The sequence below is a fragment of the Candidatus Ichthyocystis hellenicum genome, assembly GCF_001460935.1.
Lineage (GTDB): Bacteria > Pseudomonadota > Gammaproteobacteria > Burkholderiales > 2013Ark19i > Ichthyocystis > Ichthyocystis hellenicum.
Genome location: NZ_LN906597.1, coordinates 381,187 through 408,108 on the forward strand (window position 1 = coordinate 381,187; position 26,922 = coordinate 408,108).

Consider the following 26,922-nt stretch of genomic DNA (forward strand, 5'->3'; position numbering starts at 1 on the left):
AAATCAACCTTTTGATCACCAAGAAAACTTACCATCCAACACCGTACGAGACCCTATGCGACGTCCAATGAGCTGCAAAATTTTTTTCACCGCAACAGGAGCTTTCTTTGTCGGCTCAGCAAATCCTCTAAACTCAACACGTCGGTGTCGCAAATCAACTGATCCAGACCCTTTTAGCAAAACTAGTGCATCACCACGACTTGAGAGATCGATGGAAATACCTTTCACGTCTCCATGAAGATTAATATCATAATTACCTAAAACATTAACATTAGGAACAAGATGAGATGAAATCAAACCAAAATGGATGCTCAATCCACCCATCATTGTGCTATCAGCAAACACCATACCGCCAGAATCTAGTACAACCAAACCTTGCAGTAAAATAGTGTGAAACGGCTCTCCCAAATGCTCTAATAACTCAGCATTGGAAAAAATCTTGAATCTAGAAAGAGATATCTTCTTTCGCATTAGAGAAAGAGTAACACTTTCCTGAAATTGATCAGAGCTAAAAACAAGAACTAATCCCCTAGAAAAAATATGACTAAATTGAACATCCCACTTTAGTCGTTCCAGAATCCGAAAAGATTTAAGTGCCCCATGAGAATATGGCGAGAAAAAAAGATCCCCTTCTCCTGACCAAACCGTTCCAGAACCATTATTTATAGCCAAAGGAACATCAAATTGACGAAAGAAAAAATTCAAAGCACTAGACGGCATAAAACAAATCACACCCATAACCACAGCAATTAAGATAGCAAATTTCTTCATTTTTTCTCTTTCCCTAACAGTGAGAGGGAAATGTCAGCAGATACTTCACCATCATGTATCTGCCTATCAATTTTAATATGTTCAACAACCCAATGCGAAACTCGCTGAATATCGTTGATCAGTTTCATTAACTCAGTAAATGGTATATCTGTGACGCTCAAACTTACGGTAGTTTTTCCTTTTTTTTCCACACTAATGGTGTATTGGGAAAAATTGCTCACAACTATCTTCAAACTACTCAAAGCCACACCAACTTGATCGCTCGATGAGTTTGCTTTTTTAGATAATTTATTTAAATCAGCAACTTGCATATTTAACACTGAATATCTGTCCTTTAGAAAAGCGTTACTATTGACCAGATTATGGTATCGATTGAAAATAACCCAAGAGGCAACAGCAAGAATAAAAGCCATCCCGAAAGAAAAAAATGGCTCATAGTTTTTAAGGTGCTTCAGGATTTCATTGACTTTAAATCTAGAAATTGCACCCCATCTTTTACCCATAACGAACCACCACTACAAAAGACCCGTTTTCCTTGAAGAAATCAGAAGTGTACCCAACTTGACGAAGTAAGACTCTCATAATACGTATGGCTGATGCTGTCAATTCATTACCGTTATAATAAAGTTTCAATATTCCTCTCTCATACACTATGCGATTCACAGGAGGGAACGAGTCTACGCTATATGACCTCTGCATCATAGCAATCATCGGTAAAAAATCGTTGCTACCAATCATACCCTGTCGATGCTTCAACATCAGATGCTTTTCAGAAATACATAGAGGATTAGCAGTAGCACAGAAGGTAGCGGTTAATACATCGATTCCCTTTTTATACTTATAAAAATCAAATAACCCACATGACATTAATAGCAAACTAGACAAAAAAATTAACCCCATCGACACAAGAAATCGCCTTCCACTAACAACAAGCCACTCATATTCGCCCTTTTGTGACAAAAACCTCCTCAAGGAAGAGCACCTCAACCAATTGTCATCTCTTGAAAAATTAGCCCGCCACCATGGAAGATCAATATGGGTATGAGGATAGTCCTTCAAAAAATTGTGCGACTCTAAATCACAAGATATCAAACAAATCTTGTCATTTTCTTCTTGCAAACGGCTAATTACATAGCCTGATTGATCAATACGCAAAAAAAACCCATCTTTTCGCACTAAAAAAGAACTAGAACCACTTTTCACACATAAATAACTATCATCTTCTTCTTTGATAAAATTTGCCTTAGATTGGGCAACGGCACTACTCAAAAGCACCTTGGAAGCCTTTAATTTCTCCAAAGAAGATACTAACCACTCCTTATTCGTCCAGTAAGCAAGTATCTCAGGAGTTCCAAAACATGATACAAAAAATTGTACATCAGCCAAGGCTCCAACAATGTACTTTTCGAGCGAGTAAGGCAAAGCTTTTCGCTTTTGCTTCAAAGTACCCGGTAAAGAAACAGTTGCTGTAGATAAACGATTCATGGGGATAATAACATTAGCTTTTCTATCGCTAAAACGAACATCCTCTTCAGACTGAAAGAAAGACTCAGAGGTATCACCTGTTAACGGATCGTAAATCAGAAAAGGATCATCATTTTCAGCTGGCAAAAAAATGGTTAACTCACTCACAACCCCCCCCTACAAAAACCAAACTGAGAACACTTAAAATCAGGAACGCTTAAACCAAACCACATAAGGCTTTCTCCGTAAATGTCTTCTAATTAGGGCCGTCATAGGACTCTTGGTATCATCTTTCTCTGTAAAACCAGTAATCAAAAAATAATCGCTTTTCAAAGTAATCTGAATCAAATCCTCAAAAACGTTACTCAAAGAAGGAGACACCCCAGCAAGAAAAGAACCTAATTCTTGAAAATTCGAAAAAGGAGCAATGATCCTCCTTGCAACCAGGTGTTGTACTGATCTCATGTCCATAGAAGAAATAACAGCAGCCAAAACTTCCTGAGGAGCTGTGTTAACATTAACCTTAGTATATCCTGGTAGGGCTGTAACATAGGGCCTTAGCTTGGAAATAACGTCATCAGAAAATCCAGGGAGGGCGGAAAGCTCAGATATGTCAAGCAAATAAGAAGAGTGTGGCTGCCGATAATGTCCAAAACTATTATGAAGTAATGCTTGAGCCAACGTTGCCGCTAACTCGGTAGGCAAGTTCAATATCCCCAAAAGCTTTTCAAAAATTTTAACCTGAGATTCATGCAAAAATCCACTGTAAACCAAATTATTACAATTCCAAAGAGCTTGGGCATCCTGAACCCGCCCGGTTACAACTCCACCATAAACAGTTGTATGATCTAGTGGTATTGCCCAAACATCCTCCAAGGTTGTGGGTGTACGACGACGCTGATCAACCCACAACATAACCTTTACCCAATCTATAACACCCTTGTTGAATAGATCAAGCTGAGCACTACTCTGCCTATTTTCTAATAGCGATATCTGTAAATAAGATTTTGACATCAAAGTAGCCGCAATCAAAGAGACGATAAAAATGACCAACAGGGTCATCATCAAAATAGCCCCTTTATGCTTATGCCAAATGCACCTCTTCATGAAAAAATTATCACTTTGATAAAAGAAGAATCTGGTGAACATTAGAACCATCCACCGTGGCAATAGTCAATGAAATAGCCTCTGGTGTTACATAACCTTTATCACCAACACAAGGCCACCTATCGCAAAATTTATGATCTTCACTGCTAAAGTATTTAGCATCAATCGATACCACACCATCCAAAATCACGTCCGTTTGTATTGCGGATCCATGGTAAATTCGACCATGGGATCGCACAAGCTTTCCTCCACCAAACTTGTAACTTACTCTCTCTGGCGGAACCAAATGACCTAGTTTATCAGGAGACATCCTAATAAAACTAAGCCAAATAGCACCTGATCTTCCATCTGGAGAAGCTGCAATGAACTGATCGTCAAATAAAGGAATGTCACCCACGTGAAGAGGCAACGCCTGTTCAACATCATGTCGCATAATCAAAAAAACTCTAGCTATACGCTCGAAAGATCCCGTAGAATCATCCACTCTCCCTTTAACAAAAAGAAAAGAAGACAGGGCACGGGTAATCAAAACAGACATGACAGCAACTATAACCAAGGTAACTAGCAACTCGATGAGTGTTAAGCCCTCATCTAGCTTCATAACATCCCTTTCGCATGATTAATCACTACAGATAAACATATCAAACGGCTATGATTATCTGCAGAAAAAACGCAAAACTCCGCCTCTCGAAACAAAGAATCCTCTGTCGAGGAAACCCGTCTCCTACAGGTGAATCTAACCCCCATATCAGAGCAATCAAAAGACATTTGCCCCAGATCCGGCCAAACATGACCAGCATAGAGCACAGAAGCCTGGTTTTGTGCCACCCAAACTGCAATTTGGTGCTGTTTAACAAAAGAGAAAACATTCAAAGACTGGGAAACAGATCTTTGTCCAGCTATCAAGGCTATAGCAACCAACACCACAGCAACAAGAACTTCCAACAATGTAAAACCATGAAAAACTCGTGCCATAAATTGTAGTTACTCTTGGCTAACCGTCACGCCACCCATAAAATCACTCCTCAGGCAGTAGGAAGAAACAGAAGAAACTATGGTAGAACTATCCGTAGATCCCACCCCATCTGGGGAAAAAACCAACGAAACCTCCTTCTGACGCCCGGAAGAACCTAAAACACGAACACCAGGAACAGGCCAATCTCGATGATGAGGCAAACGCTCCTCTGAGAAGAGAACCCATTCTCCGTCCGCGTAAACCCAAAAATCGATCCCTTTGGCATTAATTGTCACCATATAAGAAGCATTTCTCATAATTGATTGCTGAGATAAATAACTTGCATCCAACTGAAACTCTTCAATAAAGCTCCTCATACGGGCCCTATCCCCATTACCCAAAGCAAGGGTCGCGGATGACATAACAATCCCCATAATGACAATTACCACCAAAATTTCAATGAGGGTAAAACCCCTGCGATTCAAACAACTCATAAATCCCATGAACCAATTACACTAGAACTGGGGGTTGAGTCACCAGAAGCCGAACCACTCGACCCATTGCTGTAAACATCAATTTCCCCATGAGCCCCAGGAATTTCATAATGATAAGACTCACCCCAAGGATCATTAGGCAATTTGTCTAGGTAACCACCTTCTTTCCAGTTTTTAGGAATTGGGTCAATCACTGGTTTTTGTACTAATGCAAGCAAACCTTGCTCCCTAGTCGGATAGTGACCGATATCTAGACGATACAACTTAAGCGCCTGCACAATGGATGCTATATCCTGCTTAGCTGCAACAATACGCGCATCATCCGGCCTACTGATAACCTTGGGAACAATAAGCGCAGCTAAAATTCCTAGAATTACCACAACCACCATAACCTCAATCAACGTAAAACCCGCCCTCTTACGCACCATCACCACACACTCCAAAAACAAAATGACTTGCCATCACCCCATATGAGAAGTACGAACCAAATCTTGGTCATACCTAACTGAATCCAACCTAAGAACCTTTCCGTGATTACTAACAATGACGTGATCTACGTCAACTGACTTAAGGACGGAACCATCTGGCAACGTTCCACCTACTTTGACTACGAACGTACTCAGATCGTCAACCGATTGTCCAGAGCCAACAATCGCTACGCTATGCCCATCAGAAGACATCAATGTTCCTAGTAATTTGAACCGAGGACTTGCCGGGGTAAGCTCATCAACAACAGGCAAATTACCGAACAAAGAAACACCCGTATACGCACTATCAGTGCGGTAAAAAGAAAAATCACCGGAGGCAGACGAGAATAGCACACCCTGAGCAAGAAATACCACAAAAACCACTGCAGCTAAAACAAAGGACATATCAACCATTACCGAAACAAATTTGGAAAAAACAAAGGCAACCCGACTATCCGGAAACTTGTTAATCAGTTCTCCTAGAAAAACCACAGCACTACCTCCAAGTAGCCATAATTATCTTGCGCTCCAATAAAAAAGGCCCAACCCCAAACAAACACGGTAAATGCCTATCAGAAAAAAGCTATTTCGACCATAGCTTAAGAAATCAAACAGTCTCCCAACAACAGCACAGGAAACACCAACAGTCACCACCGAAGCAACCCCCATGATAAGCCACTCATCAAATGTTAGCACACCGACTACCGATAGCAATTGAAAAATAGACACAGAAAACAAAAGAGGAATGGCCAGCAAAAAAGAGAATTGAACGGCTACTGGTCTAGTCATTCCGCATAGCAAGCCACCCACTATGGTTGCTCCAGATCGAGAGACACCAGGGAAAATAGCCAAAATCTGTCCCAGGCCCACCATAAAGCCATGTTTGGGCTCAATAAAATCAACGGAATTGATTTTACAAAAATAATTGCGGTGAAAGAAATAGTTTACGAAAATGAGAACAACTCCTCCTAAAATCAAAAAGGCAGAAACTATGCTCGGGGAAAATAGATAAAGGAAAATGAACTTATGGCTTATAAAACCAACTATCATAAATGGCAAAGCTCCAAAAGCAATACTCTTTAAAAGAGATCTAGAGGTTACTGTATTTATAGTTAAAGTTTTCCTCAAAAATTGCCAATAAAGCCGCATAACCGCAAGAATAGAAACCCCTTGCAGAAAAATTAACATCGACTTAGTATGCTTACCGAAGTCTCCCAAGATACCGGAAAGAAGAACAACGTGGGCTGAGCTCGAAATAGGTAAAAATTCAGTTATTCCTTGAACAATACCTAACAGACAAGCCTTAAATATCAACTCGATACTCATGACCTATAACGCACCTTTAAACAATTAAATGGACCATGATATCTGGTACAATAACAGAACCGAAATATTTACTGCCACTCACAGTAGTAGTTCGTTTATTAAGGAGCACCTATGTTGAGAGAAATACTCAGCGTAATTACCCGTGCAGCAGGAAATTTTTTTTCCTATTTGACTCTTTTGCGTCTCATTATGATCTGTACGTATATGTCTTTTCAATCCCCCATAGGATTATTCGTATTATCAGTAAGCAACCCCCTTGTTCTAAGAATTAGAAAAATTGTACGTCCCATAGGAAAACTTGACACCGCTAGCCTAATAGCTGTGTGGTTGGTCACCATGACGCAAGGAGTTGTACTAGATCTTTTGAACCTAAGATCAATGGGAAACTCATACATCACGGAACTACTAGTGTCATCAGCATGCAAAATATCCCTTCTTTTAACAGACATATACTTGTTCTCTACAATAACCTATGCGGTATTATCCTGGATCTCTCCTCGGAATCAAACCTTGCCCTTTTTTATGGCCATAGTCAAAACACCTATAATGACAATAAGACGGGTAGTAAAACCAATCGCGCAAGTTGATATGTCGCCATTCGTATTGCTTTTGATCCTCAATATTATCCGGATTCCCCTCAAAATGTTAGTTCCTCTATGGTGGTAAAAAAACTACCTCTCTTTGGGAGAAAGTCATTGAAGAGCTACAGTGTAAATAGACAAAAAAATATCTGCATCTTTATTGGCTTCATGTGCATTCCTGCTTTTTTGATATCCACTCACTACGATGAGCCCTTTTCATGGACCTACGGAGCAATAGGAATTCTCTGCCTGCTATTCGGTTACTTCATAAACTCGTGGGAAAAAAAAGAAAATATGCATATAGATCCCTTATTTATAATGACTTTTACTTGGGTATCTATGTCATTCATTTCTTCCATACCTCTTTGGGTTGTTAGTAAAGACTTTCCTTTATCCTACTTTGACACTGTATCGCAAATTACATCCACAGGAACGACAATTCCTTATTACCAAAATTACTCTTCGACGTCTCTAAATTTTTGGAGAAGTTTCCTTTGTTGTGTTGGGGGAATTTACTCAATCATTATCATTTTTTCCAAAACAGAAACAGATACGGAGATGGAATCGTCTTTTGCTCTTTGTATTATATGCTATTTCTCGCTAACACTTTTATGCATCTTATTTGAAAAAATGTGTGGGCTAAGCTGGTTGGACGCATCCAATCATGGAATGAGGATAGCATCTCTAAGTTTTTACGACACAAACTTGCATGACAACACAACTCTATCTTTCATAAAAGAAACGTCCTCTGCTATGCTTATTATTTCGTGGATTGCATTCTCTTGTTTCCACGTACAACAAAAAAGGCAATTCCTAAAACAAAATATATTCTCAGGGAAATTACTTTTGGTTGCCTCATTTTTCTTAGTAACAATCATTATGCTTAGAATTTCTCACCCTCCAACTGAAATTAACAAAAACACTGTACTGACAACTTTAATGTGGATAACAGGAGCAGGGGTTGATCTCCAGAACATTCGTTATTGGTCCCCTGTTACCATTATGCTTCTTGCCATTGTAACCTGCTTGTACAAAAACGAAACTAATGAAGCTGGTATAACATTACAAAACTTAAAGTCTCTTAGAAATACGGCGCGAAAAGAAGTCCGCACCTGTCTCCACCCAAACAGCATCATAGATATTCCCAGATCATACAAAACTCCACCTCAGCATTTAATACTAAATCTGTCTCTTTACGGTCTAGCCATACTAACAATTGGCATCTTGTTAAATTTTAGCGGTCAATCTCTGTCTACAGCAATTCTACTGACACTAACCTCACTTAATAATCTTGGCATTTCGTGTAATGAATTTTTCCTTTCCTCCCAAACTATTACGGCACAACAAGCAACTCTCCTTACCATAGCAATGTGGCTTGGAAAAATTGGATTTGTAAGAATATTTATCGGACTTACCAAAGGATTTTCCCGGCGACATACTAAGAAATCATACTAACAATGGCATTAACCCTCTTACTCTTTAGAATATCTCTTATATCCTGATCCGAATAACCTTCTATATCGCATGGAAGCAACCTAACCGAAGAAGCTAATTCAAATGATCTCCTAAGCACATCTAAACTAGAGGATGGTATATTCAGACGAGACGCAAGTAGTCTTTCCATGGAATAAAATCTACTGGGGCAACGCCAAAGATCCAATAAACTAAACCACTCCACTTGCTCAGATGGAGTCTTTGGTAACTCCTCAGATGCCGTTTCAAAACAACGACGCCAAGAAACGCTCATTTGCCTAAATTTTGCCGGTATTTTCATTCTGTTGCTCATTGCTATTAATTTGCTCACAACAAGAAATTCCGAAAAATAATAAGAAAATCGCTCTTCCAAGGTAAGATTTTCTGAAAAATTAGAATAACTAAAAAAAGATATTATTTGGTCTTGATCGCAATCAATAGAAGCAAGTTCTTCAAAAATTTCAAAGAAAGCGCCACAAGAAAACAAAAAAGAAAACATTCTTTGAGGATGTTGTGTTACCAACCCCTTAAGTAGCTCTTGCCAAACTCTCTCCATAACTAAAAAGCTTACTTCTCCCTGAGACACTATATGCCGGGATAAATCCAAGGTGCCTGGATCAACCGAAAAATCGGGATAACGAGCCAAAAAACGAGACGCCCGCAAAATACGAACCGGATCTTCTGAAAAAGCAGGGGAAACATGCCTAATTATCTTATTTTGAATATCAGAAACACCGCCGAAGGGATCAAAAATATTCCCCTCTTCATCCATTGCAATAGCATTAATTGTAAGATCTCGGCGAAGCAAATCTTGATCTAAGGTAACATCTGGAGACGCATAAATTGAGAACCCTTTATATCCTCTGCCAAATTTACGCTCAGTACGAGCTAAGGCATATTCCTCTTTAGTATCGGGATGCAGAAAAACAGGAAAATCCTTGCCAACAGGAATAAATCCTCTAGAGATCATCTCATCAACAGAAGCTCCAACAACAACCCAATCGCGATCCTTGGGCTGCAACCCCATGATCAGGTCCCTAACCGCCCCACCGACTACATAGCAACGCACGAATCATCCCTATAATTAATCGCTAGGGGATGACAACATGCGCATTAGATCATCCAACATAAAAAATCCACACACAGAATGCGGCGTCACAGCACCAGCTCTCATCAAAGAGGAAAACTCTTTTTTCTCACAAGGATTGTGCAGAATAAACTTAAACTTTCCACCATTCATCAATGAAGAAGACAAAACCAAAGAATTAGCGGAAGGTAATGTATCATCATACGGGTGCTGATATAGATAAACTTCCGTTTTATCTGCATGCATAAGCCAAGACTGATGAGTAGGACTTATCAACAACAAATCATTAGATAAATGATGACAAAGATTCCCCTCCTCGAAAACCAATCCTTTCTCATTTGACCACAAATAATTAAGGGATGAATATAAATCCCAATACAAAGAGTAAGAAAGAACTATAGGATACAGCTCCTTCAATAACTCATGAGGCGGCTTATGAACAGAAGGGGTACAACTTAGAGCAGGCGAAAAATATGAAGAAATATCATAGGCAGCGCTATTGCTCATAACAACTGCCGGCATCCTGTATGACAAGATGTGAGAAAGAAAAACAGAATTGATCACATCTCTACCGCCATCAAAATTCCCTACCATAACCAACTTATTTCCTAAAGAGGTTGAGTAAGTCTTGAGAAAATATTCTCGAGTCGCTTCAACCAAATCAATATTTTTCTTCGCGTAGTAAAAAGGATACGCATCGACAGAAACACTCTTAGGCAAACTATCCCAAACATCAGGAGAAATAAAGACGTTTCCCTTAGAGGCCACAACGATACCCAACCAAGATATATATCCATCAGCACTGGACGGCTGATAATGAGAATTGGAGCGGGATTCAAATAGGACGATAGGCACCTTTTTGTAATCTACCTGAGCACCTACTGGATAAACCAAAAGAGCACTAAATTTCTCCAACCTACCCTTAGGAAGCGCTGAATAAAAATAAATCTTTTTAATTTTTACGTCATACAGAGACTTCACCGCTGAAAAATTTGGCACGGCCAAATGTAGGTGCTTCGACAAAAATGACTTCAATCTAGGATCATTACCCTGTCCCATCTTCAAATCTAGAAAAATATTCAGTGAATTACCTATCTCCGATGAAGCAAGAAACTGCTTATGCTTCCATGGAGAAAATTGGACTGAATTGTCAACTACGGACGACAATCTACCTTCTATGTCATGAATATCAGCATGAGTTAAAAACCCAATACTCCCATCCTGATGGTCAACCCAAAATCTATAATGCTCGTGTGGAGACCATAACAATGACTGCGGCCTAATAATAACTATTTGATGAGATAAATCCTTTTCTGTTACCCCTGGACTGCTATATGCCACAGTCACGGGAACATCTTGCTTGCCCTTTTCTGTCATGACATGAACATGGCAAGATTCAGAAACTTTTTTCTCAATAACAAGAGTAATATTATGGTTAACAGGCACATCTTTCTGGTCATCTGCCGGATCAGACAAAATTATGTGACAACTAAATGAAGCTGTAGCTGCACTGCAAAGGCAAAGAAAACAAAGTAATTTTGCAAAACGACTCACCATAAAATGTAGACGAAATGAGTACCATCTAGTCATAGATAAAGATTCCCTAAAAAATATCGAAAAACATTCCAACCGCGATACCACCGCTCATACGATATAATGTAGCATAGCGTATCAATATAATGTATGTATGGTAAAGTTGATGACATACTAGTAGTATGGTTGTGAATGCCTGTACATTGTTCGCCCGTAAACTATACATAGCAAGTTACGGAGGGAACATGCGCGTACGAACTATTAAGGTTTTTTTCGCTCTGACAGTGCTTCTTGGCAGCTGCTTTGTTTTTGCAGAAGAAAGTGAAGATGAAGCTCCGGATGACACGTGCGTGGTGCTTTACGTTGATCCAACAACAACAGAAAAAGTCCCTGTAAATCACCCCGTGGTACTTTACTACCGAAGCTCGAAAAAAAATTTGTGTGGACAGCCCAGGATCATAGAATCAAGAACGGGAAGAATAATAAACGCACATGTGTTTAAGTCATCATTTTTCTCAAACCATCAATCGATGTTCCTAAATAGTTACAAGCTTTTGGTAGATGAAGACTACTTCCAACCTAATGAGAAATACAAGATAATTTTAGGAGATTCAGTTGTTACTGAGTTCAAAACAGCACAAAAAAATAGCTTCCAAGGCAACTATCTCGGCCAAGAGAGTGTGGAATCTATTTTTTCTCCTTGGAATGATTCTTCAGAAGATAAGGTGATACTAGCCAGAAATATCAATGATCCATTAGGAGTACTAACCAGGGTGCTGGTGAAATCCAAAACTCCAGAAGTGCTGGCCACAATAAATAAAATCATGAAAAAGGATTTGCCCGTATTGGGATCACTAAGAGGAAAATACGATGTTTCCCTGGCAAAAATGAACTACGTTTCGGCTGACGCATTTGGAAGAGAGAAAAATCTCAGTGCGTTTATTGCCTATCCCGTTGCACATGGCATCGAATACTCTTCATTGCCAGCAATAATATATCTACATGGGTGGAATCAACCTAAACATTCACCATCCGCCGGTCAAACGGCGGACACTTGGCTAGCTACTTTAGCCGCTAGCCAAGGATTCGTATTCATCGCCCCTGACATGCTTGGCTATGGAAGTACATCGGGCACCGAACCCTCTTACTTTATGCTAGATAGCAATGGCGAACAGGTAAGAGACGCATGGGTAGCAGCCCGATCTTATTTCGTTGATCAATTAGCTTCAGGTCTTACAAGCAATATTATCCTAATAGGAGGCAGACGCGGCGCTTACAATGCAGCAGCCACTTGGATTAATTTTGCAAAACATGGTGAAAAAATATCCGACATCATCTTGTACAGCGGAATATACGATGTGCCTTATCTGATTAGCCAAGAATCTTCCGAACTGCCATACGAAAAACAACTAGCGCGAAACATAATAAAGACTTACTCTTACTACATGGGAACAACTCACAGTCTGAATGGAGCATCGAAAGAAGACTTGGCGTACATATATAGCTTAGCTGAACTAAACAGTGCATCATCACAGGCAAATGCACTAGATTCTCAGAAATCCCGAGTTCTGATGTACGAGAGATCTCCCGCTAATAATGACTTTTCGGTATTGTTGCGATCATTACTGAAAAATGATTCAGGGCTCTCCATAAAGAAGGTGCCGTGCTACGCCCCAGGACTCGAAAAATTGGTAAAATTAGGCATCTTGAATATTTCAACTGTGTGTTCCTACCGCGCATGGGATTCTTTGCTTAAAGGATAATTTATTGATTTTTTTCATACACTACTTGAATCCATGTGCCGTTACTAAAAAATCTGCTTTGACAATTAGCGTAAATTTCCTATACTGTCGGAAGTTTGGGTCGTTAGCTCAGTTGGTAGAGCAGCGGACTTTTAATCCGTTGGTCGCGCGTTCGAGCCGCGCACGGCCCACCACTGAGACACTGAGGAATTATATTTTAATGGGCTCTCGTCATGACTGACTTATCTGAAAATTATGTAAGAAATTATTTGGATCTAATTGTTTCTCATCGTAGGCTCCTTGATCACTCGTACTACAGAAAGTGGACAATGGGGCTGTTGAAACTGGATCACATAAGGCAGTATGCGAGAGAATATTTCAAGTTCGTGTTGAATGAGCCTTGTTTCCTTAGTGCAGTTCACAGTAATACTCCTAATTTCCCCACAAAGGATGATCCTTGTGGAATTTCTGTCCGTCAAAGGATTCTCTCTAACCTTGTCGGGGAAGAACAGGGTGACGAAAACCACCCGGAGTTATGGAGAAAATTTTGCCTGTCTTTAGGAATGAATGACTCTCAACTGCTTGATGAGGAAATGCTTCCAGGAACAGAAAATTTGATTAGTTGCTTTTCAGATATTTGCAAAAACGAACCATTCTACAATGGTCTGTCGGCAATGTATGCGTTCGAGTCACAAATACCAGAAGTCTCGGAACAGAAGATTTCTGGGCTCAGAACATTCTACGGGCTTACCGATCCTGGAGCATACAAATTCTTCACTGTACACCAAGAAGCTGATGTAATTCACTCATATGAGGAAGCAAAGATTCTAGGAGAAGTAGTAAACTCTGAGGAGAAACTATCTTCAGCCGGATCTGCATGCCAAAGAGCCGCAGATGCACTTCTTGGTTTCCTTGATTCCATAGATGAAACGTACTGCTCAGACGTTGTGTGCGTCTAAATGACAGACCTTATGTCGTACGTCTTATCAATCATCTCCCAGGAAAATTCTGGCTCGTCTCGCCCAAAGTGTCCATAGGCTGCAGTTTTGGCGTATATCGGGCGACGCAAGGACAGTGTCTCTATTATTCCCTGCGGTGTTAGATCGAAACAGCGCAAGATTCGTCTTCTCACATCATCGGTTGACATTATGGACGTTCCAAATGTTTCCACCTCTATTGCTACTGGAATTGATATGCCTATGGCATAGGATATCTGTACGCAGCATCTCTTAGCTAACCCTGCGGCGACAATATTCTTGGCCACATACCTAGCAGCATAAGCAGCCGACCTGTCAACTTTAGAAGGATCTTTTCCTGAAAAAGCCCCTCCTCCATGAGGAATTGCACCACCGTAGGTATCAACAATAACCTTCCTGCCAGTAAGGCCACAATCTCCAAGTGGCCCTCCAATAACAAAACGTCCAGTCGGATTAATCAAAAAATTAATATCACCTTGCTCTGGTAAATCTGGTAAAACTGGCTTAATTATCTCATCCAAAACTGATTCTATGAGATCTTTCTGACAAATCTCTTCCGTATGCTGTGTAGAAAAAACGATTGTATCAACAGCAACAGGGTCTCCCCCACGATAACGAACACTAACTTGTGATTTTGCATCAGGCATCAGCCATGGAAACCTGCCATCACGCCTAACTTCAGAATGACGCTGCATTAACCTATGAGCTAACCAAATTGGCATAGGCATAAAGGACTTTGTTTCATCAGAAGCATATCCATACACAGAGCCCTGATCTCCTGCTCCTAGTTCTTTTTCTTTGAAAACGGCCGCAGAAATGTCAGGACTTTGTTCCCCATAAAAAACATTTATTGAGCAATTGTTTGCATTAATACCGGTGTGCTCGTCTACATAGCCAATATTACGAATAATCCGCCTAACAATGTCTTCATAATTAATAGAAGCACAAGAAGATATTTCTCCGGCTAACACAACAGTATTACCAACAACAAGTGTCTCTGCTGCAACCCGAGCCATCGGATCCAAGTCCAGAAAAGAATCCAAAATTCCATCAGAAATTTGATCCGCCAATTTGTCAGGATGTCCTTCAGACACAGACTCTGACGTACGAAGAACAAGGGACATGAAAAAAGCCTCTTATGGAAGATGGTTATACCCAGGAATAATCACATTATAAATCATTCCTCAATGTTTTCTAATCTTATTTTGATACCAACTCCTGTGAGTCAGCCCCTTAAAAACCATTAGCTAAAATAGTAACTGCCGATAGAACCTGAAGAGAAACTACTCTAACAGATACTTAACCATTTAACCTACCAAATCAAAATCAGCAGAGTCATTCTGAGAATCAGGATTATAGCTTTTACAGATGAATAAATTTCTTACTATAAATATGAGGAAAAAATTTATAAATAATGTTTCACGTGAAACGTTTTGCCGACAATAATTTTGACTTTTAACTAAGGAAATAAAAATCTTGACTAATACTTCTGCTATATACTGACTTCGTCAAAATTTCTACCCAATTTGAGCAAAGACATACCTCAAATGAATAAATCGAAACCTATCTTTCTGTAAATCAATTCTCTCAACTAACAATTCAACGACTAAAAACCAGCCTTTCATCAGCCGAGATAAACTCTGCTCGTATTCCAACTGCTGCTGCCGCACATGAGACACATCTATCACAGTAATTAACTCCCAGAAGAATAATCTAATAAACAAGGTTGTGACTATTGCATATTTTGGAGATAAATTTCATGCTCTAATAATGATAGATTCATAAGAAAAAACCTTGTAAAGAATGTTTCACGTGAAACATTTCGCTAATAATAATCTTGACTTTGAACTAAGGAAACAAAAATCTTGCTTAATACTTCTTCTATATACTGACTTCGTCAAAATTTCTGCCCAATTTAAGCAAAAACATACCTCAAATGAATAAATCAAACCTATCTTTCTGTAAATCAATTCTCTCAACTAACAATTCAACGACTAAAAACCAGCCTTTCATCAGCCGAGATAAACCCTGCTCGTATTCCAACTGCTACTGCCGCACATGAGACACATCTATCACAGCAATTAACTCCCAGCAGAGTAATCTACTAAATAAGGTTGTGACTATCGCATATTTTGGGGATAAATTTCGTGATCTAATAATGATAGATCTATAAGAAAAAAACCTTGTAAAGAATGTTTCACGTGAAACATTTTGCTGATAAGAATCTTGGCTTTGAACTAAGGAAATAAAAATCTTGACTAATGCTTCTGCTGTATACTAATTTCGTCAAAATTTTCACCCAATTTGGGCAAAAACATACCTCAAATGAATAAATCGAAACCTATCTTTCTGTAAATCAATTCACTCAACTAACAATTCAACGACTAAAAACTTGCCTTTCATCAGCCGAGATAAAACCTGCTCGTATTCCAACTGCTACTGCCGCACATGAGATACATCCATCACAGCAATTAACTCCCAGCAGAGTAATCTACTAAATAAGGTTGTGACTATCGCATATTTTAGGAATAAATTTCGCGCTCTAATGGTGATGGAGCCATAAGAAAAAACTTTGTAAAGAATGTTTCACGTGAAACATTTTACTGATAAGAATATTGACTTTGAATTAAGTTGGAATAAAAAACCTTACCCGATCCCTCTCCTTATGCAGATCTCGTTAAAATTTCTACCCAATTTGCAGGAAAATCTCCCACGAACGAATAGTAAGCCCTTCCTATTAAAAATATCTCTTTCTGTGAATCAATCCACTCAACTAATAATTCACCCACTAAAAGTCTAACGTTAATCCGCCGCGATAAAAAACCTGCTCGTATTCCAGCTGCTACTGCCGCGCATGAAGCACTACCACATCCATTGGTCAACCCTGCTCCTCTCTCAAACGTTAACAAACGAATATCAGAAGAACTAATAACATCGCAGAAAGAAATATTAACGCCATCAACAGGATCAATTGCTTTCATGAGATGAGGGGCCACACAACCAACCAGATCATAGGATAGGTTCTGATTGAAAACTATGGCATGGGAATTGCCTAAAAACACCCTAATAACTGGCCACCAACGCTCAACAGCAGAGGGGTATTCGTAAATCGAAGTCTCATCCTCCTTTTGAAAAAAAACAGGAACACCCATCCCTATTTTCACTTGATTGGAAACCATAGTAGCTTCAACAACAACTTTACCCATCTGAAAAACCAGACTTGTTTCATTGGGGCACAATTTCTCAAACGCATATAACGCTATACAGCGAGCACCGTTTCCACACTGGAATGCTTCGGTTCCATCAGAATTAAAAATTCTACAAAAAAACACTTGTTCCTCATTCAGGGGAGGACAGATAATCAATAATTGATCACAACCTATACCAAGCCTACGATCACAGATCTGACAAATGATATCGATGTCAGGATTAACCTCAACCCACAGAGGCAAAATAACAAAATCATTGCCGTTAGCTTGCATTTTGTAAAACTTAAGCATAACTTCCCCAAGTGAGACAAACCCACAGACGTATAAATAAAATAGCACAACAACTCAAAAGCACTTTGGAGATAATTTTAAAATAGGCCTATGAATAATCTGACACCACATAAGTGCCTTCCAATAAAAACAAATAACAGCAATTAGTTCATATAGTGCAATAATATCACTCTCGGCATCATACCTTTCACGTTAACTCAAAAGGGAAATAGAGTGAATATATCGTTGATATGGATCACATCTTACATAATCAGTGGACTACTAACGGGGATAATCTCAGGAATCACTGGCCTCAGCGGTGGCATCATCAGTGTCTCTGTTTTAACCTTAATATTTGAGCTGCAACATTACCCGCCAGAGGAAGGATATCGAATCAGTTTAGCAACAGCAGCTTTTCTTACCCTAATGGCTGCACCATTAAACGCTTATTTTCATTTGCGCCAAAAAAATTTTTACGGACCTTTTATAAAAAAATACCTTGGTCCAATAGCGGCAGGAAGTATCTTTGGAGCAGCAATATCTCACAAATTACCAATAACGATCCTGAAAGTAATTTTCATTCTCATATGCGTATCAGCACTAACTAAAGTACTATGGAAGAAAAAAAGTCAACAAGAAACAACTTCGGACCCACTCGATAACAAAATTTTCTATATCCTGTACGGTATGTCAGGATTTATCAGCTCACTGGTATCCATAGGAGGAGGATCCATTTACCTGCCCCTGCTAACCTCCCAACGAATAAACATTGCTAAAGCAGTAGGAACATCAAGCCTGCTAGTTCTAATGACAACCATAGGAACTGCAATAGGACATATTTCAATAAGCACAGACCAACATGCCTTCAAATTAATAAACACCCAGTTACTAATTTACATGGGAATTCCAACATTCGTTGGAACAAAAATAGGATCATCAATAATCAATAAGATACCTTCAAAATTGATCAAAGCAACTTTCTCAATTGTTATAATTCTCAGTCTATCAAAAATGATTCACAGTCTACTATGAAAATTCTCCGCATGTGCCGTATAGTCATCATCCATGAACACGTAGTTCAGGTTGGCCAAGATATTTGCTTCAAGGAACGTCAACATTAGGACACTCGCTATCCCACAAAGGGAATACTGGCCACAGACAAATAATTTAGTTCTAAGATTATTTGACTACCTCGAACACCGCAGAGAACACTACCAGTTTAAAGATATAAACCATCAAGTCAATAGGATAAATCTTTATTAATTAAAATATGTCCCACATCTTCATCTACCTGAGCAAAATCTATCTTGCCTAAATAGGTTTTCTTTATTTGTCTATTAGGAACATCAACCAGAAAAGATAGGGGTGTAGCTAAAACTTTCCCAAACCCCTGTTGAATTTTCTTATCTCCGTCCCAGAGTACAGGATAAGGCAAAACAGTTTTATTTCTCTCAACAAAGTTACTCAATAACTTGGGATCGTCGTACCACATTGAAACCCCAATAACATTGAGGTTTTTATTGTGCCAATTTAACCATATTTTTTTAATAACAGGCAGTTCTGCAAGACAAACAGAACAATCTATAGACCAGAAAGTCACTAAAACAAGTCGATCATGCTTAAAATCTATAGGAAGCTTATCCAGATGAACCTTAGATGAGGGAATAGAAAAAAATAAAATACCCGCCAAAATAGAAAAAGAAACAACAGCCAAAAATCTCTTGAAAAAAGCAATCCTACTCACAAAACACACCTTTATCATCAAATACGAGGGGGTGTAACCCCCAACTGACCCTGATACTTACCTTCTCTTTCCTTGTAGGAAACCTTACAAGGACTATCAGCTCCGAAAAAAATCATTTGAGCAACCCCTTCATCGGCATAAATCTTAGCCGGCAAAGGAGTAGTATTAGAAAATTCGAGTGTTACATGCCCCTCCCACTCAGGTTCTAACGGCGTAACATTAACTATGATCCCGCAACGCGCATAAGTAGACTTTCCAACACAAATTGTCAATACATCCCGTGGTATCCTAAAGTACTCGACAGTCCTGGCTAAAGCAAACGAATTTGGTGGAATCACACATTCATTTCCTTCAAAATCCACAAAAGAGCGTGCATCGAAGTTCTTAGGGTCAACAATTACGTTATTAATATTTGTAAAAATTTTAAATTGCCTAGCACACCTAACGTCATACCCATAACTAGACACTCCGAAAGAGATAATTCGTTCTCCCCCTCTTTCTTCTCTCCTTCTTACCTGTTGATCAGAAAAAGGATCTATCATTCCTTTAGCTGCCATCTCAATAATCCAGCCATCGGACTTAATTCCCATCAGAAGCGCCCTTCCCAGTAACTACCGGTTTGATCTCTATTTTGACTCGTTCTTCCGCTTGCTCTCTCAGTTGAGAAAGACGCGCCCCCACTCGGCGAGAAAGCTCCGAACATTCTGTCTTAAAATAATGATCACCCCCATCGTCAACCGTATGTGAAAACGGCAACTGACCCAGTAAAGAAGTACCAACATCGTTAGCTAGTCTTTCTCCTGCTCCCTGGCCAAAAAGAAAGTGCTTATGATCACACGCAGAGCAATAAAAAAAACTCATGTTTTCAACTATACCTAAAACCGGAATATCTACCCTGTTAAAAAGATGTACACTACGCCGAGCATCATCAAATGCCAAGGAATGTGGAGAAGTAACAACAACAGCAGCTGTAACTGGAATCTTCTGAGAAAGCGTTAGGTATATGTCACCTGTTCCTGGAGGCATGTCAATAACCAATACATCTAGACTACCCCACTCAGTCTGCATCAGTAATTGAGTCAGTGCTTGTGTAGCCATTGGCCCCCGCCAAGCTACCGCAGCCTCTGGTCGAACCAGATACCCTATGGACATGACAGTTAAACCCTCTGCCTCAATTGGTATCATCTTATTATCCGAATTAATTTCTGGTTTTTCCTCCCTACAACCAACCATCTGCGGCAAGGAGGGACCATAAATATCGGCATCCAATATCCCAACAGAAGCTCCCTCCTTAACATAAGCTTTAGCAATAGCCAAAGCAACAGTAGACTTACCCACCCCTCCCTTACCGGAAGCTATCACTAAGGTGTTTTTCACCCCCGGAATAGATGCCATTCCCCGTGCGTTTTCGTGAACAGAAAAACCACCAGATATATCCATATTGAAAGCTTCCCCAGGAAAATGCTTATCCAACAAGTTTTGTATCTGCTCTCGCAAAATAACGTGATAACATTGTGATGGATACGGAATGGAGACGCGAATCGACTTGCCGCTAACGGTTATTTGCCCAGCGGCAACTAATGATAATTCCTGGTACGGATCGTAAATCTCTGACAAAACGCTATAAATGGCAGAAGAACTAACACCCATTGTTCCCTCGCTCCTATTCCGACTACATGAATACCTTATCTACACAATTGACAGAATGTGAGTAAGCCCCTATGAAGAGAAACATACTCGTTACATCTGCATTACCCTATGCAAATGGTCCGATACACTTAGGACACCTGATAGAGTACATCCAATCAGACATTTGGAGCCGATACCACAAACTGTCAGGCCAAAATTGTTGGTCCATTTGCGCGGATGATGCACACGGCACTCCGGTCATGATTAGCGCGCAAAAAAAGAATATAACACCAGAAGAAATGATTTCCATAACTCAAAAAGAGCATCAACAAGATTTAGCTGCTTTTGGAGTACATTTTGACTGCTATTCATCAACACACACCGATATTAACAAGGATCAGGTCTACGAAATTTATCAGTTACTAAAAACCTCTAACTTGATTGATAAAAAGACCGTGGAGCAATTTTACGACGAGGAACAAAAAATTTTTCTCCCGGATCGTTTCATTAAGGGTAATTGCCCTCACTGCGACAGCCCTGAACAATATGGAGATGGATGTGATAAATGTGGGGAAATATACTCCCCAACAGACTTAAAGAACCCTTATTCTGTTCTTAGCAAATCTTCACCCAAAATTCGTTCATCCGAACATTATTTCTTCAAGCTATCTGACCCTAGATGTATTTCTTTCCTGAGGGAGTGGACCCCCCAGGCTGTACAAGAAGAAATACTCAACAAAATTAAGGAATGGTTAGGAAATGATGAGGACAAACCAGCAAACTTAACTGATTGGGATATTTCCAGAGATAAGCCGTATTTCGGGTTTCCCATTCCAGATGATCCGGATAAGTTCTTCTACGTCTGGTTAGATGCCCCTATTGCTTATATCAGCACCTCACATGAACTATGCAAACAAAAAGGCATCTCCCTGCAAGATGTTTGGGGACAAAATTCAAAGTACGAGATTTATCACTTCATAGGAAAAGACATAGTTTACTTTCACGCTCTATTTTGGCCCGCCATGTTAAAGTTCTCCGGGAAAAAATTGCCAACTAAGATTTTTGTGCACGGATTTTTAACAGTCAATAGAGAAAAAATGTCAAAGTCACGTGGAAATTTCGTCGGCGCTAATGACTACATATCTGCTAATCTTAACCCCGAATGGATGAGATACTACGTAGCGGCCCACTCTGGAAAATCTATAAAAGATATGGACATAAGTTGGAATGAATTTTCTAATATGGTAAACAGTCACTTAATAGGTAAGTACATTAACATATTCAGCAGATCAGCTGGATTAATAGACAAATTTGAGGGAAAATTACTCACTCACAGGGAACTAGTATCATCTGATCAGGATCTTGAAACTATGCTCTTAAAAATGAAATCAATAATCAAGGAGGCATATGAATCAAGAGACTTCTCAAAAGTCACACGGGAAGTCATGATTGCAGCCGATGCTATAAACAAAAGCATAGATGAAAACAAACCATGGTCCTTGGCGAAAAACAAATCTCCGGAAAATGACTTCCGGCTGCTGTCATGTCTGTCAGTAGCTATCAGAGGATTTGTCTTACTAACCTCATATCTAGGACCGATAATTCCCCAAACGGTGAAAAAAATAGAGAAATTTATCCTTTGCAAAGAGCCTATTAACATGGATATAACTGATAAATTAGCAGACATGGCGATTAAGGTATCTCCGAATAGAGAACAACTAATGGGACGAATCACGTCCGAGCATCAAAACATATTCAATTCTTCGCAAACAGGAACAAAAAATGAAAAATAAAAAATACCTGGGTTTATTTGAGATGTTTAAAATAGGAATAGGACCATCAAGCTCACACACAGTTGGCCCTATGAAAGCCGCGGCTAAGTTCATTAATGAATCACTGCCTTTGCTTGACAAAACGGCTTCAATTCATGTCATTCTCCATGGTTCACTAGCGGCAACAGGAAAAGGACATGGAACAGACAAAGCAGTAATCGCCGGGTTATCAGGACGCCTTCCAGAAACCGTCGATCCAATGGAGGTCGTGCTTTCCTTCGACAAAGCAATAGAAGAAAAATCTATCTGTCTTGGCGGGGAAAGAAATGTGCCTTTTAACTACGATCTGGACATAGTTTTCGACAAAATACCGTTACAATTTCACCCCAATGCCCTGACTCTTTCGCTAATTGACAAAAACGGCAATCACCTCACAAAAAAAACCTACTTTTCCGTAGGCGGGGGATTTATACAGGAAGAAGGAGAAATAAACAAAATAGATAAAAACGTTTCAGAAAAAAATGTACCCTATCCCTTTGGATCAGCAAACGAACTTCTTAAACTGTGTCATACCCATAAGTTAACTATAAGTGAAATCGTTCTGCAAAATGAGCTATCATTTCTGTCATACAGTGAAATAACAGATAAAGTACTCAATATATGGAAAACTATGAACGAGTGCATAGAAGCAGGATGCCAAACTGAAGGAGTTTTACCCGGAGGGATGAACATACCCAGGAGAGCTCCTAGCTTATTCAGAAAATTATCTGCACAGAACCAAAAGCAGGTTGGGTTCCTCGAAACTTGTGATTGGATTAATCTCTATGCTATGGCTGTAAACGAACAAAATGCAGCTGGAGGGAGAGTAGTAACCGCACCGACAAATGGAGCGGCCGGCATTATCCCCGCCGTTATTAAATATAGCGAAGTTTTCTTGCCAAATTTCAACGAAGAAAAAATACTTCGTTTTTTCTTTACGGCAACAGCAATAGGAATTCTATTCAAAACCAACGCCTCCATTTCTGGAGCAGAGGTAGGATGTCAAGGTGAAGTAGGATCAGCGTCTTCCATGGCTGCCGCTGGATTGGCTGCAGTTATGGACGGAACCCCTCTACAAGTAGAAAATGCAGCTGAAATAGCCATAGAACATTCTCTTGGTCTAACTTGCGATCCTATTGGAGGCCTTGTTCAAATTCCTTGCATAGAAAGAAACGCCATTGCTTCTGTTAAATCAGTCAATGCTGCCCGATTAGCTTTAAATGGAACTGGGTCACACCAAATATCTCTTGATAGTGCGATAGAAACAATGAAGGAAACAGGAAAAGACATGCAGAAAAAATACAAAGAAACTTCTGAAGGTGGACTTGCTGTACACTTTAAAAGAACCGTTAACTTTATAAATTGCTGAGTTCGAAATATGTCCCCATCGCACAGCCACAACTTTATATCTTCCGTCATTGTCCTGCTGCTTGTTCTTGATCCGTTCGGCAACATAGCCGCTGTTACGGCACTGCTCAAGGACGTGGAACCCAAACGCCGCAAATTATTCATTTTCAGAGAAGGGTGCATAGCCACTGCTCTTCTTTTCTTATTCATGTTCTTCGGTAATGGATTTCTTTCATTAATAAATCTGTCTAAACACGCCATGCAAATATCAGGAGGTATACTTCTGTTCATTATATCGCTGGACTTGGTATTTCCCAAAGCGAACAACCAACAGGAACTGGACAAATCACCAAGATTGTCCCCATCGTACAACGAACCATTTATTTTTCCTGTAGCAATTCCACTCCTAGCGGGTCCGTCTGCTCTGGCTACAGTGATGCTATTATCAAGTCATAATTCTCCACTAGTGGACTCATTTGCACTAATCGTTTCAATGGCCATTACAACCTCAATATTGTTTGCATCAGAGTGGATATACAAGCGCATAGGATCACAAACCATGAACGCTATCGTTCGATTAATGGGGCTACTACTAAGCACCATTTCTGTCCAGATGGTACTCGCAGGGATTCAAGAATTTGTCCATGCTCTATAGCACCCCCAACGACAATACGACATGAAAATATTTTCTTGAGTATTGACCAACTTAGTAATACCCTTCTTCTTTTTTTCCTATTATCGTTGCTCAAAGGAAAAGGTTATGCTCATCACTTTTACCGCAATCTACATGATTTTTTCGATAATAGTAGGCATCTCATCCAAATTTTTGGTCAAGGATTCCATGGACTACGTCGTTGCAGGAAAATCATTACCTCTTCCAGTAGTTATAGGAACCGTATTTGCCACTTGGTTTGGATCTGAATCAGTATTAGGAATCCCACCGGAGTTCATGAAAGGAGGAATATCTGCATTAGCTGAAGATCCCATCGGTACATCTGTGTGTTTGTTTATAATAGCCGCTTTCTTCGTTAAATATTGGTACAATGGTAATTTCCTGACAATCGGAGATTTCTACCGCGAGCGCTTTTCACGAACGGTCGAACTTCTATGCTCTGTTGCAATAGCCATATCTTACGTCGGTTGGGTAGCTGCACAGCTCAGTGCCTTCGGATTAGTCATAAACGTCATATCTCAGGGATTCATCTCAAAATTGTCCGGAATTGTCCTTGGATCAAGTGTAATCATCATATACACCGTGTATGGCGGAATGTGGTCACTAGCTATAATAGACTTTATCCAAATGTTAATCATAGTCGCAGGACTAGTGGCAATTTCCTACCACTTATCATCTGAAATATCAACTCCGACAGTAATAGTTCAAAAATTGAAAGACTCGGGAAAATTCTCACTTCCTTCTGGATACTCAATAAAATCAGTCATTGAAATACTAGCAGCAATCGCAACAGCTTCATTAGGGTCCATCCCTCAGGAAGACATATTTCAAAGAATAGTCTCTGCCAAAAGCTTAAAAACAGCAAGAACCGGAGTAATATTAGCAGGGATACTGTACTGTCTGATCGCTGTCCTACCCATAATAATTCTCGTCTACGGATACACAATTGCACCTACATTGGCAAAACACGGGTCTGACGGCAATCAATTTCTTCTTCTACAAATCATCATGCAACACACGTCCATAAGCACACAAGTCATGTTCTTCGGCGCACTACTATCAGCAATAATGAGCACCGCCAGTGGAGGCCTTCTTGCTCCAGCAACCATACTCACAAAAAACTTAATCCAGCCTTACATGACACCAATGCCTGACCACATAGTGCTGTTGGTAACTAGAGTAGTAGTAGTAGTTTTCGGAACAGTAGCAACCATCTTCTCCGCCATATCCACCGACAGCATCTACAATATGGTAACCAACTCAGATAAAATTACTATGGTTATACCGTTTGTCCCGCTAGTAGCGGGGATATACTGGAAAAAAGCCAACACATCAGGCGCCGTCATCTCCATCAGTATGGGAACCATAGTGTGGATAAGCTTTTCCGGCAGCAAAATAGACAGCATAATCCCACCTCATATAGCCGGACTCATCGCATCAACACTTGGAATGATAGTCGGATCCTATCTGCCAAATCTTAGTAACATAAAAATAAATCTTAGTTAAAACTAACGAAATTTACGTTACTAAAAACTTCACGGACATCATCCAAATCCTCCAGAGCGGATATCAAGTTTCTGACCTTTCTTTCTGCATCGGCTGAAATAGTAATCTCTACCTCTGGCTTCATCACTATAATGGCCATATCAGGAACCAGAGATGCATCTTCAAAAGCCTGTTTAGTATCAAAAAAAAGAGACGGGGTTGTTTGCACTTCTATCGACCCATCTTCCTGCTTAACTACGTCCTCAACATCTTTCGATAAAGCAACCTCCATAACTAATTCCTCCGAAACATAAGGAGAAAAAATAAACAAACCACAGTGACCAAACATGTAAGATACACATCCATCGGTTCCTAAATTACCTCCGGACTTGGAAAACTCGTGCCGCACCGCAGCAACAGTACGGATTTTATTGTCCGTCAAACAATCTACTATAATTGCAGCACCATCGGGCGCATAACCTTCGTACCTTACCTCAACATAATCTGCACCAGCCAAAGCACCGCTTCCCCTTTGTATGGCCCGATTAACGGTATCCTTCGGCATATTAGCAGCACTAGCTTTATCCATTGCTAAACGCAGCGAAGGATTAGAATTAGGATCAGAACCTCCTTTTTTGGTGGCAACAGTAATCTCACGAATTATCTTGGTAAAAGCTTTACCTTTCTTGGCATCGGCAGCTGATTTTTGGTGCTTAATATTGGACCATTTCGAATGTCCTGACATGACGTACTCCCCAAAACACTCCCAATAAGATT

At 39.9% G+C, this 26,922-nt stretch carries 27 protein-coding genes and 1 tRNA gene; 10 read left to right on the top strand and 18 right to left on the bottom strand.

What is annotated here, in order from left to right; all coding sequences use genetic code 11:
- Positions 1-15: 15 nt before the first annotated feature.
- From gspN to Arg41_RS01790, 10 genes are read right to left on the bottom strand one after another with little or no spacing between them, the layout of a single operon-like run.
- Positions 16-771 (bottom strand): type II secretion system protein N, encoded by a 756-nt coding sequence (gspN, locus tag Arg41_RS01745; protein ID WP_092343151.1) that lies wholly within the window; start codon positions 769-771, stop codon positions 16-18.
- Positions 768-1,274 carry a type II secretion system protein M gene (locus tag Arg41_RS01750; RefSeq protein WP_092343152.1) on the bottom strand — a complete coding sequence of 169 codons (507 nt, stop codon included), beginning with the start codon at positions 1,272-1,274 and terminating at the stop codon, positions 768-770. The genes gspN and Arg41_RS01750 overlap by 4 nt, the downstream gene beginning before the upstream one ends.
- Entirely contained in the window at positions 1,267-2,403 is a 1,137-nt protein-coding gene (locus Arg41_RS01755; protein WP_092490442.1) for a hypothetical protein, read from the bottom strand. Before Arg41_RS01755 ends, Arg41_RS01750 begins: the two co-directional genes overlap by 8 nt.
- 39 nt (positions 2,404-2,442) lie before the next feature.
- Positions 2,443-3,342: a type II secretion system minor pseudopilin GspK gene (gene gspK / locus Arg41_RS01760; protein WP_157722226.1), complete on the bottom strand. Its 900-nt coding sequence runs from the start codon at positions 3,340-3,342 to the stop codon at positions 2,443-2,445.
- A 10-nt stretch (positions 3,343-3,352) separates the two neighbouring features.
- A complete protein-coding gene (locus Arg41_RS01765) occupies positions 3,353-3,943 on the bottom strand; it encodes a PulJ/GspJ family protein (RefSeq protein WP_092343155.1) in 591 nt (196 codons plus the stop codon).
- Positions 3,940-4,317: a type II secretion system minor pseudopilin GspI gene (gene gspI, locus Arg41_RS01770; RefSeq protein WP_092343156.1), complete on the bottom strand. Its 378-nt coding sequence runs from the start codon at positions 4,315-4,317 to the stop codon at positions 3,940-3,942. The genes Arg41_RS01765 and gspI overlap by 4 nt, the downstream gene beginning before the upstream one ends.
- 9 nt (positions 4,318-4,326) lie before the next feature.
- Entirely contained in the window at positions 4,327-4,791 is a 465-nt protein-coding gene (locus Arg41_RS01775) for a pilus assembly FimT family protein (protein ID WP_157722227.1), read from the bottom strand.
- Positions 4,788-5,219, bottom strand: a complete 432-nt coding sequence (gene gspG / locus Arg41_RS01780; protein ID WP_092343158.1) for a type II secretion system major pseudopilin GspG — start codon at positions 5,217-5,219, stop codon at positions 4,788-4,790. The genes Arg41_RS01775 and gspG overlap by 4 nt, the downstream gene beginning before the upstream one ends.
- Before the next feature lie 33 nt (positions 5,220-5,252).
- On the bottom strand, positions 5,253-5,750 hold the full coding sequence (locus Arg41_RS01785; protein WP_092343159.1) for a type II secretion system protein N: 498 nt from the start codon (positions 5,748-5,750) through the stop codon (positions 5,253-5,255).
- 24 nt (positions 5,751-5,774) lie between these two features.
- The gene (locus tag Arg41_RS01790) at positions 5,775-6,584 is read right to left on the bottom strand and encodes an undecaprenyl-diphosphate phosphatase (RefSeq protein WP_092343160.1); all 810 of its coding nucleotides are present in this window, start codon (positions 6,582-6,584) and stop codon (positions 5,775-5,777) included.
- Between the two features lie 189 nt (positions 6,585-6,773).
- Between Arg41_RS01790 and Arg41_RS08495 the strand changes: the two genes are divergently transcribed.
- Together Arg41_RS08495 and Arg41_RS01800 are read left to right on the top strand one after the other, a co-directional pair.
- Positions 6,774-7,250 (top strand): YggT family protein, encoded by a 477-nt coding sequence (locus Arg41_RS08495; RefSeq protein ID WP_512698489.1) that lies wholly within the window; start codon positions 6,774-6,776, stop codon positions 7,248-7,250.
- Complete coding sequence (locus tag Arg41_RS01800; protein WP_092343162.1) at positions 7,241-8,620, top strand: hypothetical protein; 1,380 nt, start codon at positions 7,241-7,243, stop codon at positions 8,618-8,620. The genes Arg41_RS08495 and Arg41_RS01800 overlap by 10 nt, the downstream gene beginning before the upstream one ends.
- Here Arg41_RS01800 and Arg41_RS01805 read toward each other — a convergent pair.
- Both Arg41_RS01805 and Arg41_RS01810 read right to left on the bottom strand, forming a co-directional pair.
- Positions 8,604-9,707, bottom strand: coding sequence for a tRNA nucleotidyltransferase/poly(A) polymerase-related protein (locus Arg41_RS01805; RefSeq protein ID WP_092343163.1), 1,104 nt, complete (start codon positions 9,705-9,707; stop codon positions 8,604-8,606). The genes Arg41_RS01800 and Arg41_RS01805 overlap by 17 nt on opposite strands.
- Before the next feature lie 15 nt (positions 9,708-9,722).
- On the bottom strand, positions 9,723-11,315 hold the full coding sequence (locus tag Arg41_RS01810) for a hypothetical protein (protein ID WP_092490443.1): 1,593 nt from the start codon (positions 11,313-11,315) through the stop codon (positions 9,723-9,725).
- A gap of 188 nt (positions 11,316-11,503) precedes the next feature.
- On the opposite strand from Arg41_RS01810, the gene Arg41_RS01815 reads away from it, so the two are divergent.
- The 3 genes from Arg41_RS01815 (at position 11,504) to Arg41_RS01825 (ending at position 13,959) form a co-directional block, all read left to right on the top strand.
- Positions 11,504-13,021, top strand: a complete 1,518-nt coding sequence (locus tag Arg41_RS01815) for an alpha/beta hydrolase family protein (protein ID WP_092343165.1) — start codon at positions 11,504-11,506, stop codon at positions 13,019-13,021.
- Between the two features lie 97 nt (positions 13,022-13,118).
- Positions 13,119-13,194 (top strand) — tRNA-Lys (locus Arg41_RS01820).
- A gap of 39 nt (positions 13,195-13,233) precedes the next feature.
- Positions 13,234-13,959, top strand: coding sequence for a CADD family putative folate metabolism protein (locus tag Arg41_RS01825; protein WP_092343166.1), 726 nt, complete (start codon positions 13,234-13,236; stop codon positions 13,957-13,959).
- Here the strand turns inward: Arg41_RS01825 and metK are convergent.
- Together metK and dapF are read right to left on the bottom strand one after the other, a co-directional pair.
- A complete protein-coding gene (gene metK / locus Arg41_RS01830) occupies positions 13,956-15,101 on the bottom strand; it encodes a methionine adenosyltransferase (protein WP_092343167.1) in 1,146 nt (381 codons plus the stop codon). The two genes, Arg41_RS01825 and metK, sit on opposite strands and share 4 nt — an antisense overlap.
- A gap of 1,539 nt (positions 15,102-16,640) precedes the next feature.
- Positions 16,641-17,477, bottom strand: coding sequence for a diaminopimelate epimerase (gene dapF / locus Arg41_RS01835; RefSeq protein WP_092343168.1), 837 nt, complete (start codon positions 17,475-17,477; stop codon positions 16,641-16,643).
- A gap of 213 nt (positions 17,478-17,690) precedes the next feature.
- On the opposite strand from dapF, the gene Arg41_RS01840 reads away from it, so the two are divergent.
- Complete coding sequence (locus Arg41_RS01840) at positions 17,691-18,488, top strand: sulfite exporter TauE/SafE family protein (RefSeq protein WP_157722228.1); 798 nt, start codon at positions 17,691-17,693, stop codon at positions 18,486-18,488.
- Positions 18,489-18,696: 208 nt separating this feature from the next.
- Here the strand turns inward: Arg41_RS01840 and Arg41_RS01845 are convergent, their stop codons facing one another.
- The 3 genes from Arg41_RS01845 to Arg41_RS01855 are packed head-to-tail and all read right to left on the bottom strand — an operon-like array spanning position 18,697 to position 20,850.
- Positions 18,697-19,200 (bottom strand): peroxiredoxin family protein, encoded by a 504-nt coding sequence (locus tag Arg41_RS01845; RefSeq protein WP_157722229.1) that lies wholly within the window; start codon positions 19,198-19,200, stop codon positions 18,697-18,699.
- A gap of 17 nt (positions 19,201-19,217) precedes the next feature.
- On the bottom strand, positions 19,218-19,790 hold the full coding sequence (gene dcd / locus Arg41_RS01850) for a dCTP deaminase (RefSeq protein ID WP_092490444.1): 573 nt from the start codon (positions 19,788-19,790) through the stop codon (positions 19,218-19,220).
- The gene (locus Arg41_RS01855; RefSeq protein WP_092343172.1) at positions 19,780-20,850 is read right to left on the bottom strand and encodes an Mrp/NBP35 family ATP-binding protein; all 1,071 of its coding nucleotides are present in this window, start codon (positions 20,848-20,850) and stop codon (positions 19,780-19,782) included. The genes dcd and Arg41_RS01855 overlap by 11 nt, the downstream gene beginning before the upstream one ends.
- A gap of 71 nt (positions 20,851-20,921) precedes the next feature.
- On the opposite strand from Arg41_RS01855, the gene metG reads away from it, so the two are divergent.
- The 4 genes from metG to Arg41_RS01875 all read left to right on the top strand — a co-directional run bounded on the left by metG (position 20,922) and on the right by Arg41_RS01875 (position 26,166).
- A complete protein-coding gene (gene metG / locus Arg41_RS01860) occupies positions 20,922-22,622 on the top strand; it encodes a methionine--tRNA ligase (protein WP_092490445.1) in 1,701 nt (566 codons plus the stop codon).
- Complete coding sequence (locus Arg41_RS01865; RefSeq protein WP_092343174.1) at positions 22,612-24,009, top strand: L-serine ammonia-lyase; 1,398 nt, start codon at positions 22,612-22,614, stop codon at positions 24,007-24,009. The genes metG and Arg41_RS01865 overlap by 11 nt, the downstream gene beginning before the upstream one ends.
- Positions 24,010-24,018: 9 nt before the next feature.
- Positions 24,019-24,642 (top strand): MarC family protein, encoded by a 624-nt coding sequence (locus tag Arg41_RS01870; protein WP_092343175.1) that lies wholly within the window; start codon positions 24,019-24,021, stop codon positions 24,640-24,642.
- A 105-nt stretch (positions 24,643-24,747) separates the two neighbouring features.
- Positions 24,748-26,166 (top strand): high affinity choline transporter 1, encoded by a 1,419-nt coding sequence (locus Arg41_RS01875; protein WP_092343176.1) that lies wholly within the window; start codon positions 24,748-24,750, stop codon positions 26,164-26,166.
- Here Arg41_RS01875 and Arg41_RS01880 read toward each other — a convergent pair.
- On the bottom strand, positions 26,159-26,890 hold the full coding sequence (locus Arg41_RS01880) for a YebC/PmpR family DNA-binding transcriptional regulator (protein WP_092343177.1): 732 nt from the start codon (positions 26,888-26,890) through the stop codon (positions 26,159-26,161). The genes Arg41_RS01875 and Arg41_RS01880 overlap by 8 nt on opposite strands.
- Positions 26,891-26,922 lie beyond the last annotated feature (32 nt).

Excerpts from the sequence above, each read along its gene's own strand:
- gspN (WP_092343151.1), bottom strand. The coding sequence starts at position 771 with ATGAAGAAATTTGCTATCTTAATTGCTGTGGTTATGGGTGTGATTTGT.
- Arg41_RS01750 (WP_092343152.1), bottom strand. The coding sequence starts at position 1,274 with ATGGGTAAAAGATGGGGTGCAATTTCTAGATTTAAAGTCAATGAAATC.
- gspK (WP_157722226.1), bottom strand. The coding sequence starts at position 3,342 with ATGAAGAGGTGCATTTGGCATAAGCATAAAGGGGCTATTTTGATGATG.
- Arg41_RS01765 (WP_092343155.1), bottom strand. The coding sequence starts at position 3,943 with ATGAAGCTAGATGAGGGCTTAACACTCATCGAGTTGCTAGTTACCTTG.
- gspI (WP_092343156.1), bottom strand. The coding sequence starts at position 4,317 with ATGGCACGAGTTTTTCATGGTTTTACATTGTTGGAAGTTCTTGTTGCT.
- Arg41_RS01775 (WP_157722227.1), bottom strand. The coding sequence starts at position 4,791 with ATGAGTTGTTTGAATCGCAGGGGTTTTACCCTCATTGAAATTTTGGTG.
- gspG (WP_092343158.1), bottom strand. The coding sequence starts at position 5,219 with ATGGTGCGTAAGAGGGCGGGTTTTACGTTGATTGAGGTTATGGTGGTT.
- Arg41_RS01790 (WP_092343160.1), bottom strand. The coding sequence starts at position 6,584 with ATGAGTATCGAGTTGATATTTAAGGCTTGTCTGTTAGGTATTGTTCAA.
- Arg41_RS08495 (WP_512698489.1), top strand. The coding sequence starts at position 6,774 with ATGATCTGTACGTATATGTCTTTTCAATCCCCCATAGGATTATTCGTA.
- Arg41_RS01800 (WP_092343162.1), top strand. The coding sequence starts at position 7,241 with ATGGTGGTAAAAAAACTACCTCTCTTTGGGAGAAAGTCATTGAAGAGC.
- Arg41_RS01810 (WP_092490443.1), bottom strand. The coding sequence starts at position 11,315 with ATGACTAGATGGTACTCATTTCGTCTACATTTTATGGTGAGTCGTTTT.
- Arg41_RS01815 (WP_092343165.1), top strand. The coding sequence starts at position 11,504 with ATGCGCGTACGAACTATTAAGGTTTTTTTCGCTCTGACAGTGCTTCTT.
- Arg41_RS01825 (WP_092343166.1), top strand. The coding sequence starts at position 13,234 with ATGACTGACTTATCTGAAAATTATGTAAGAAATTATTTGGATCTAATT.
- metK (WP_092343167.1), bottom strand. The coding sequence starts at position 15,101 with ATGTCCCTTGTTCTTCGTACGTCAGAGTCTGTGTCTGAAGGACATCCT.
- dapF (WP_092343168.1), bottom strand. The coding sequence starts at position 17,477 with ATGCTTAAGTTTTACAAAATGCAAGCTAACGGCAATGATTTTGTTATT.
- dcd (WP_092490444.1), bottom strand. The coding sequence starts at position 19,790 with ATGGGAATTAAGTCCGATGGCTGGATTATTGAGATGGCAGCTAAAGGA.
- Arg41_RS01855 (WP_092343172.1), bottom strand. The coding sequence starts at position 20,850 with ATGGGTGTTAGTTCTTCTGCCATTTATAGCGTTTTGTCAGAGATTTAC.
- metG (WP_092490445.1), top strand. The coding sequence starts at position 20,922 with ATGAAGAGAAACATACTCGTTACATCTGCATTACCCTATGCAAATGGT.
- Arg41_RS01865 (WP_092343174.1), top strand. The coding sequence starts at position 22,612 with ATGAAAAATAAAAAATACCTGGGTTTATTTGAGATGTTTAAAATAGGA.
- Arg41_RS01870 (WP_092343175.1), top strand. The coding sequence starts at position 24,019 with ATGTCCCCATCGCACAGCCACAACTTTATATCTTCCGTCATTGTCCTG.
- Arg41_RS01875 (WP_092343176.1), top strand. The coding sequence starts at position 24,748 with ATGCTCATCACTTTTACCGCAATCTACATGATTTTTTCGATAATAGTA.
- Arg41_RS01880 (WP_092343177.1), bottom strand. The coding sequence starts at position 26,890 with ATGTCAGGACATTCGAAATGGTCCAATATTAAGCACCAAAAATCAGCT.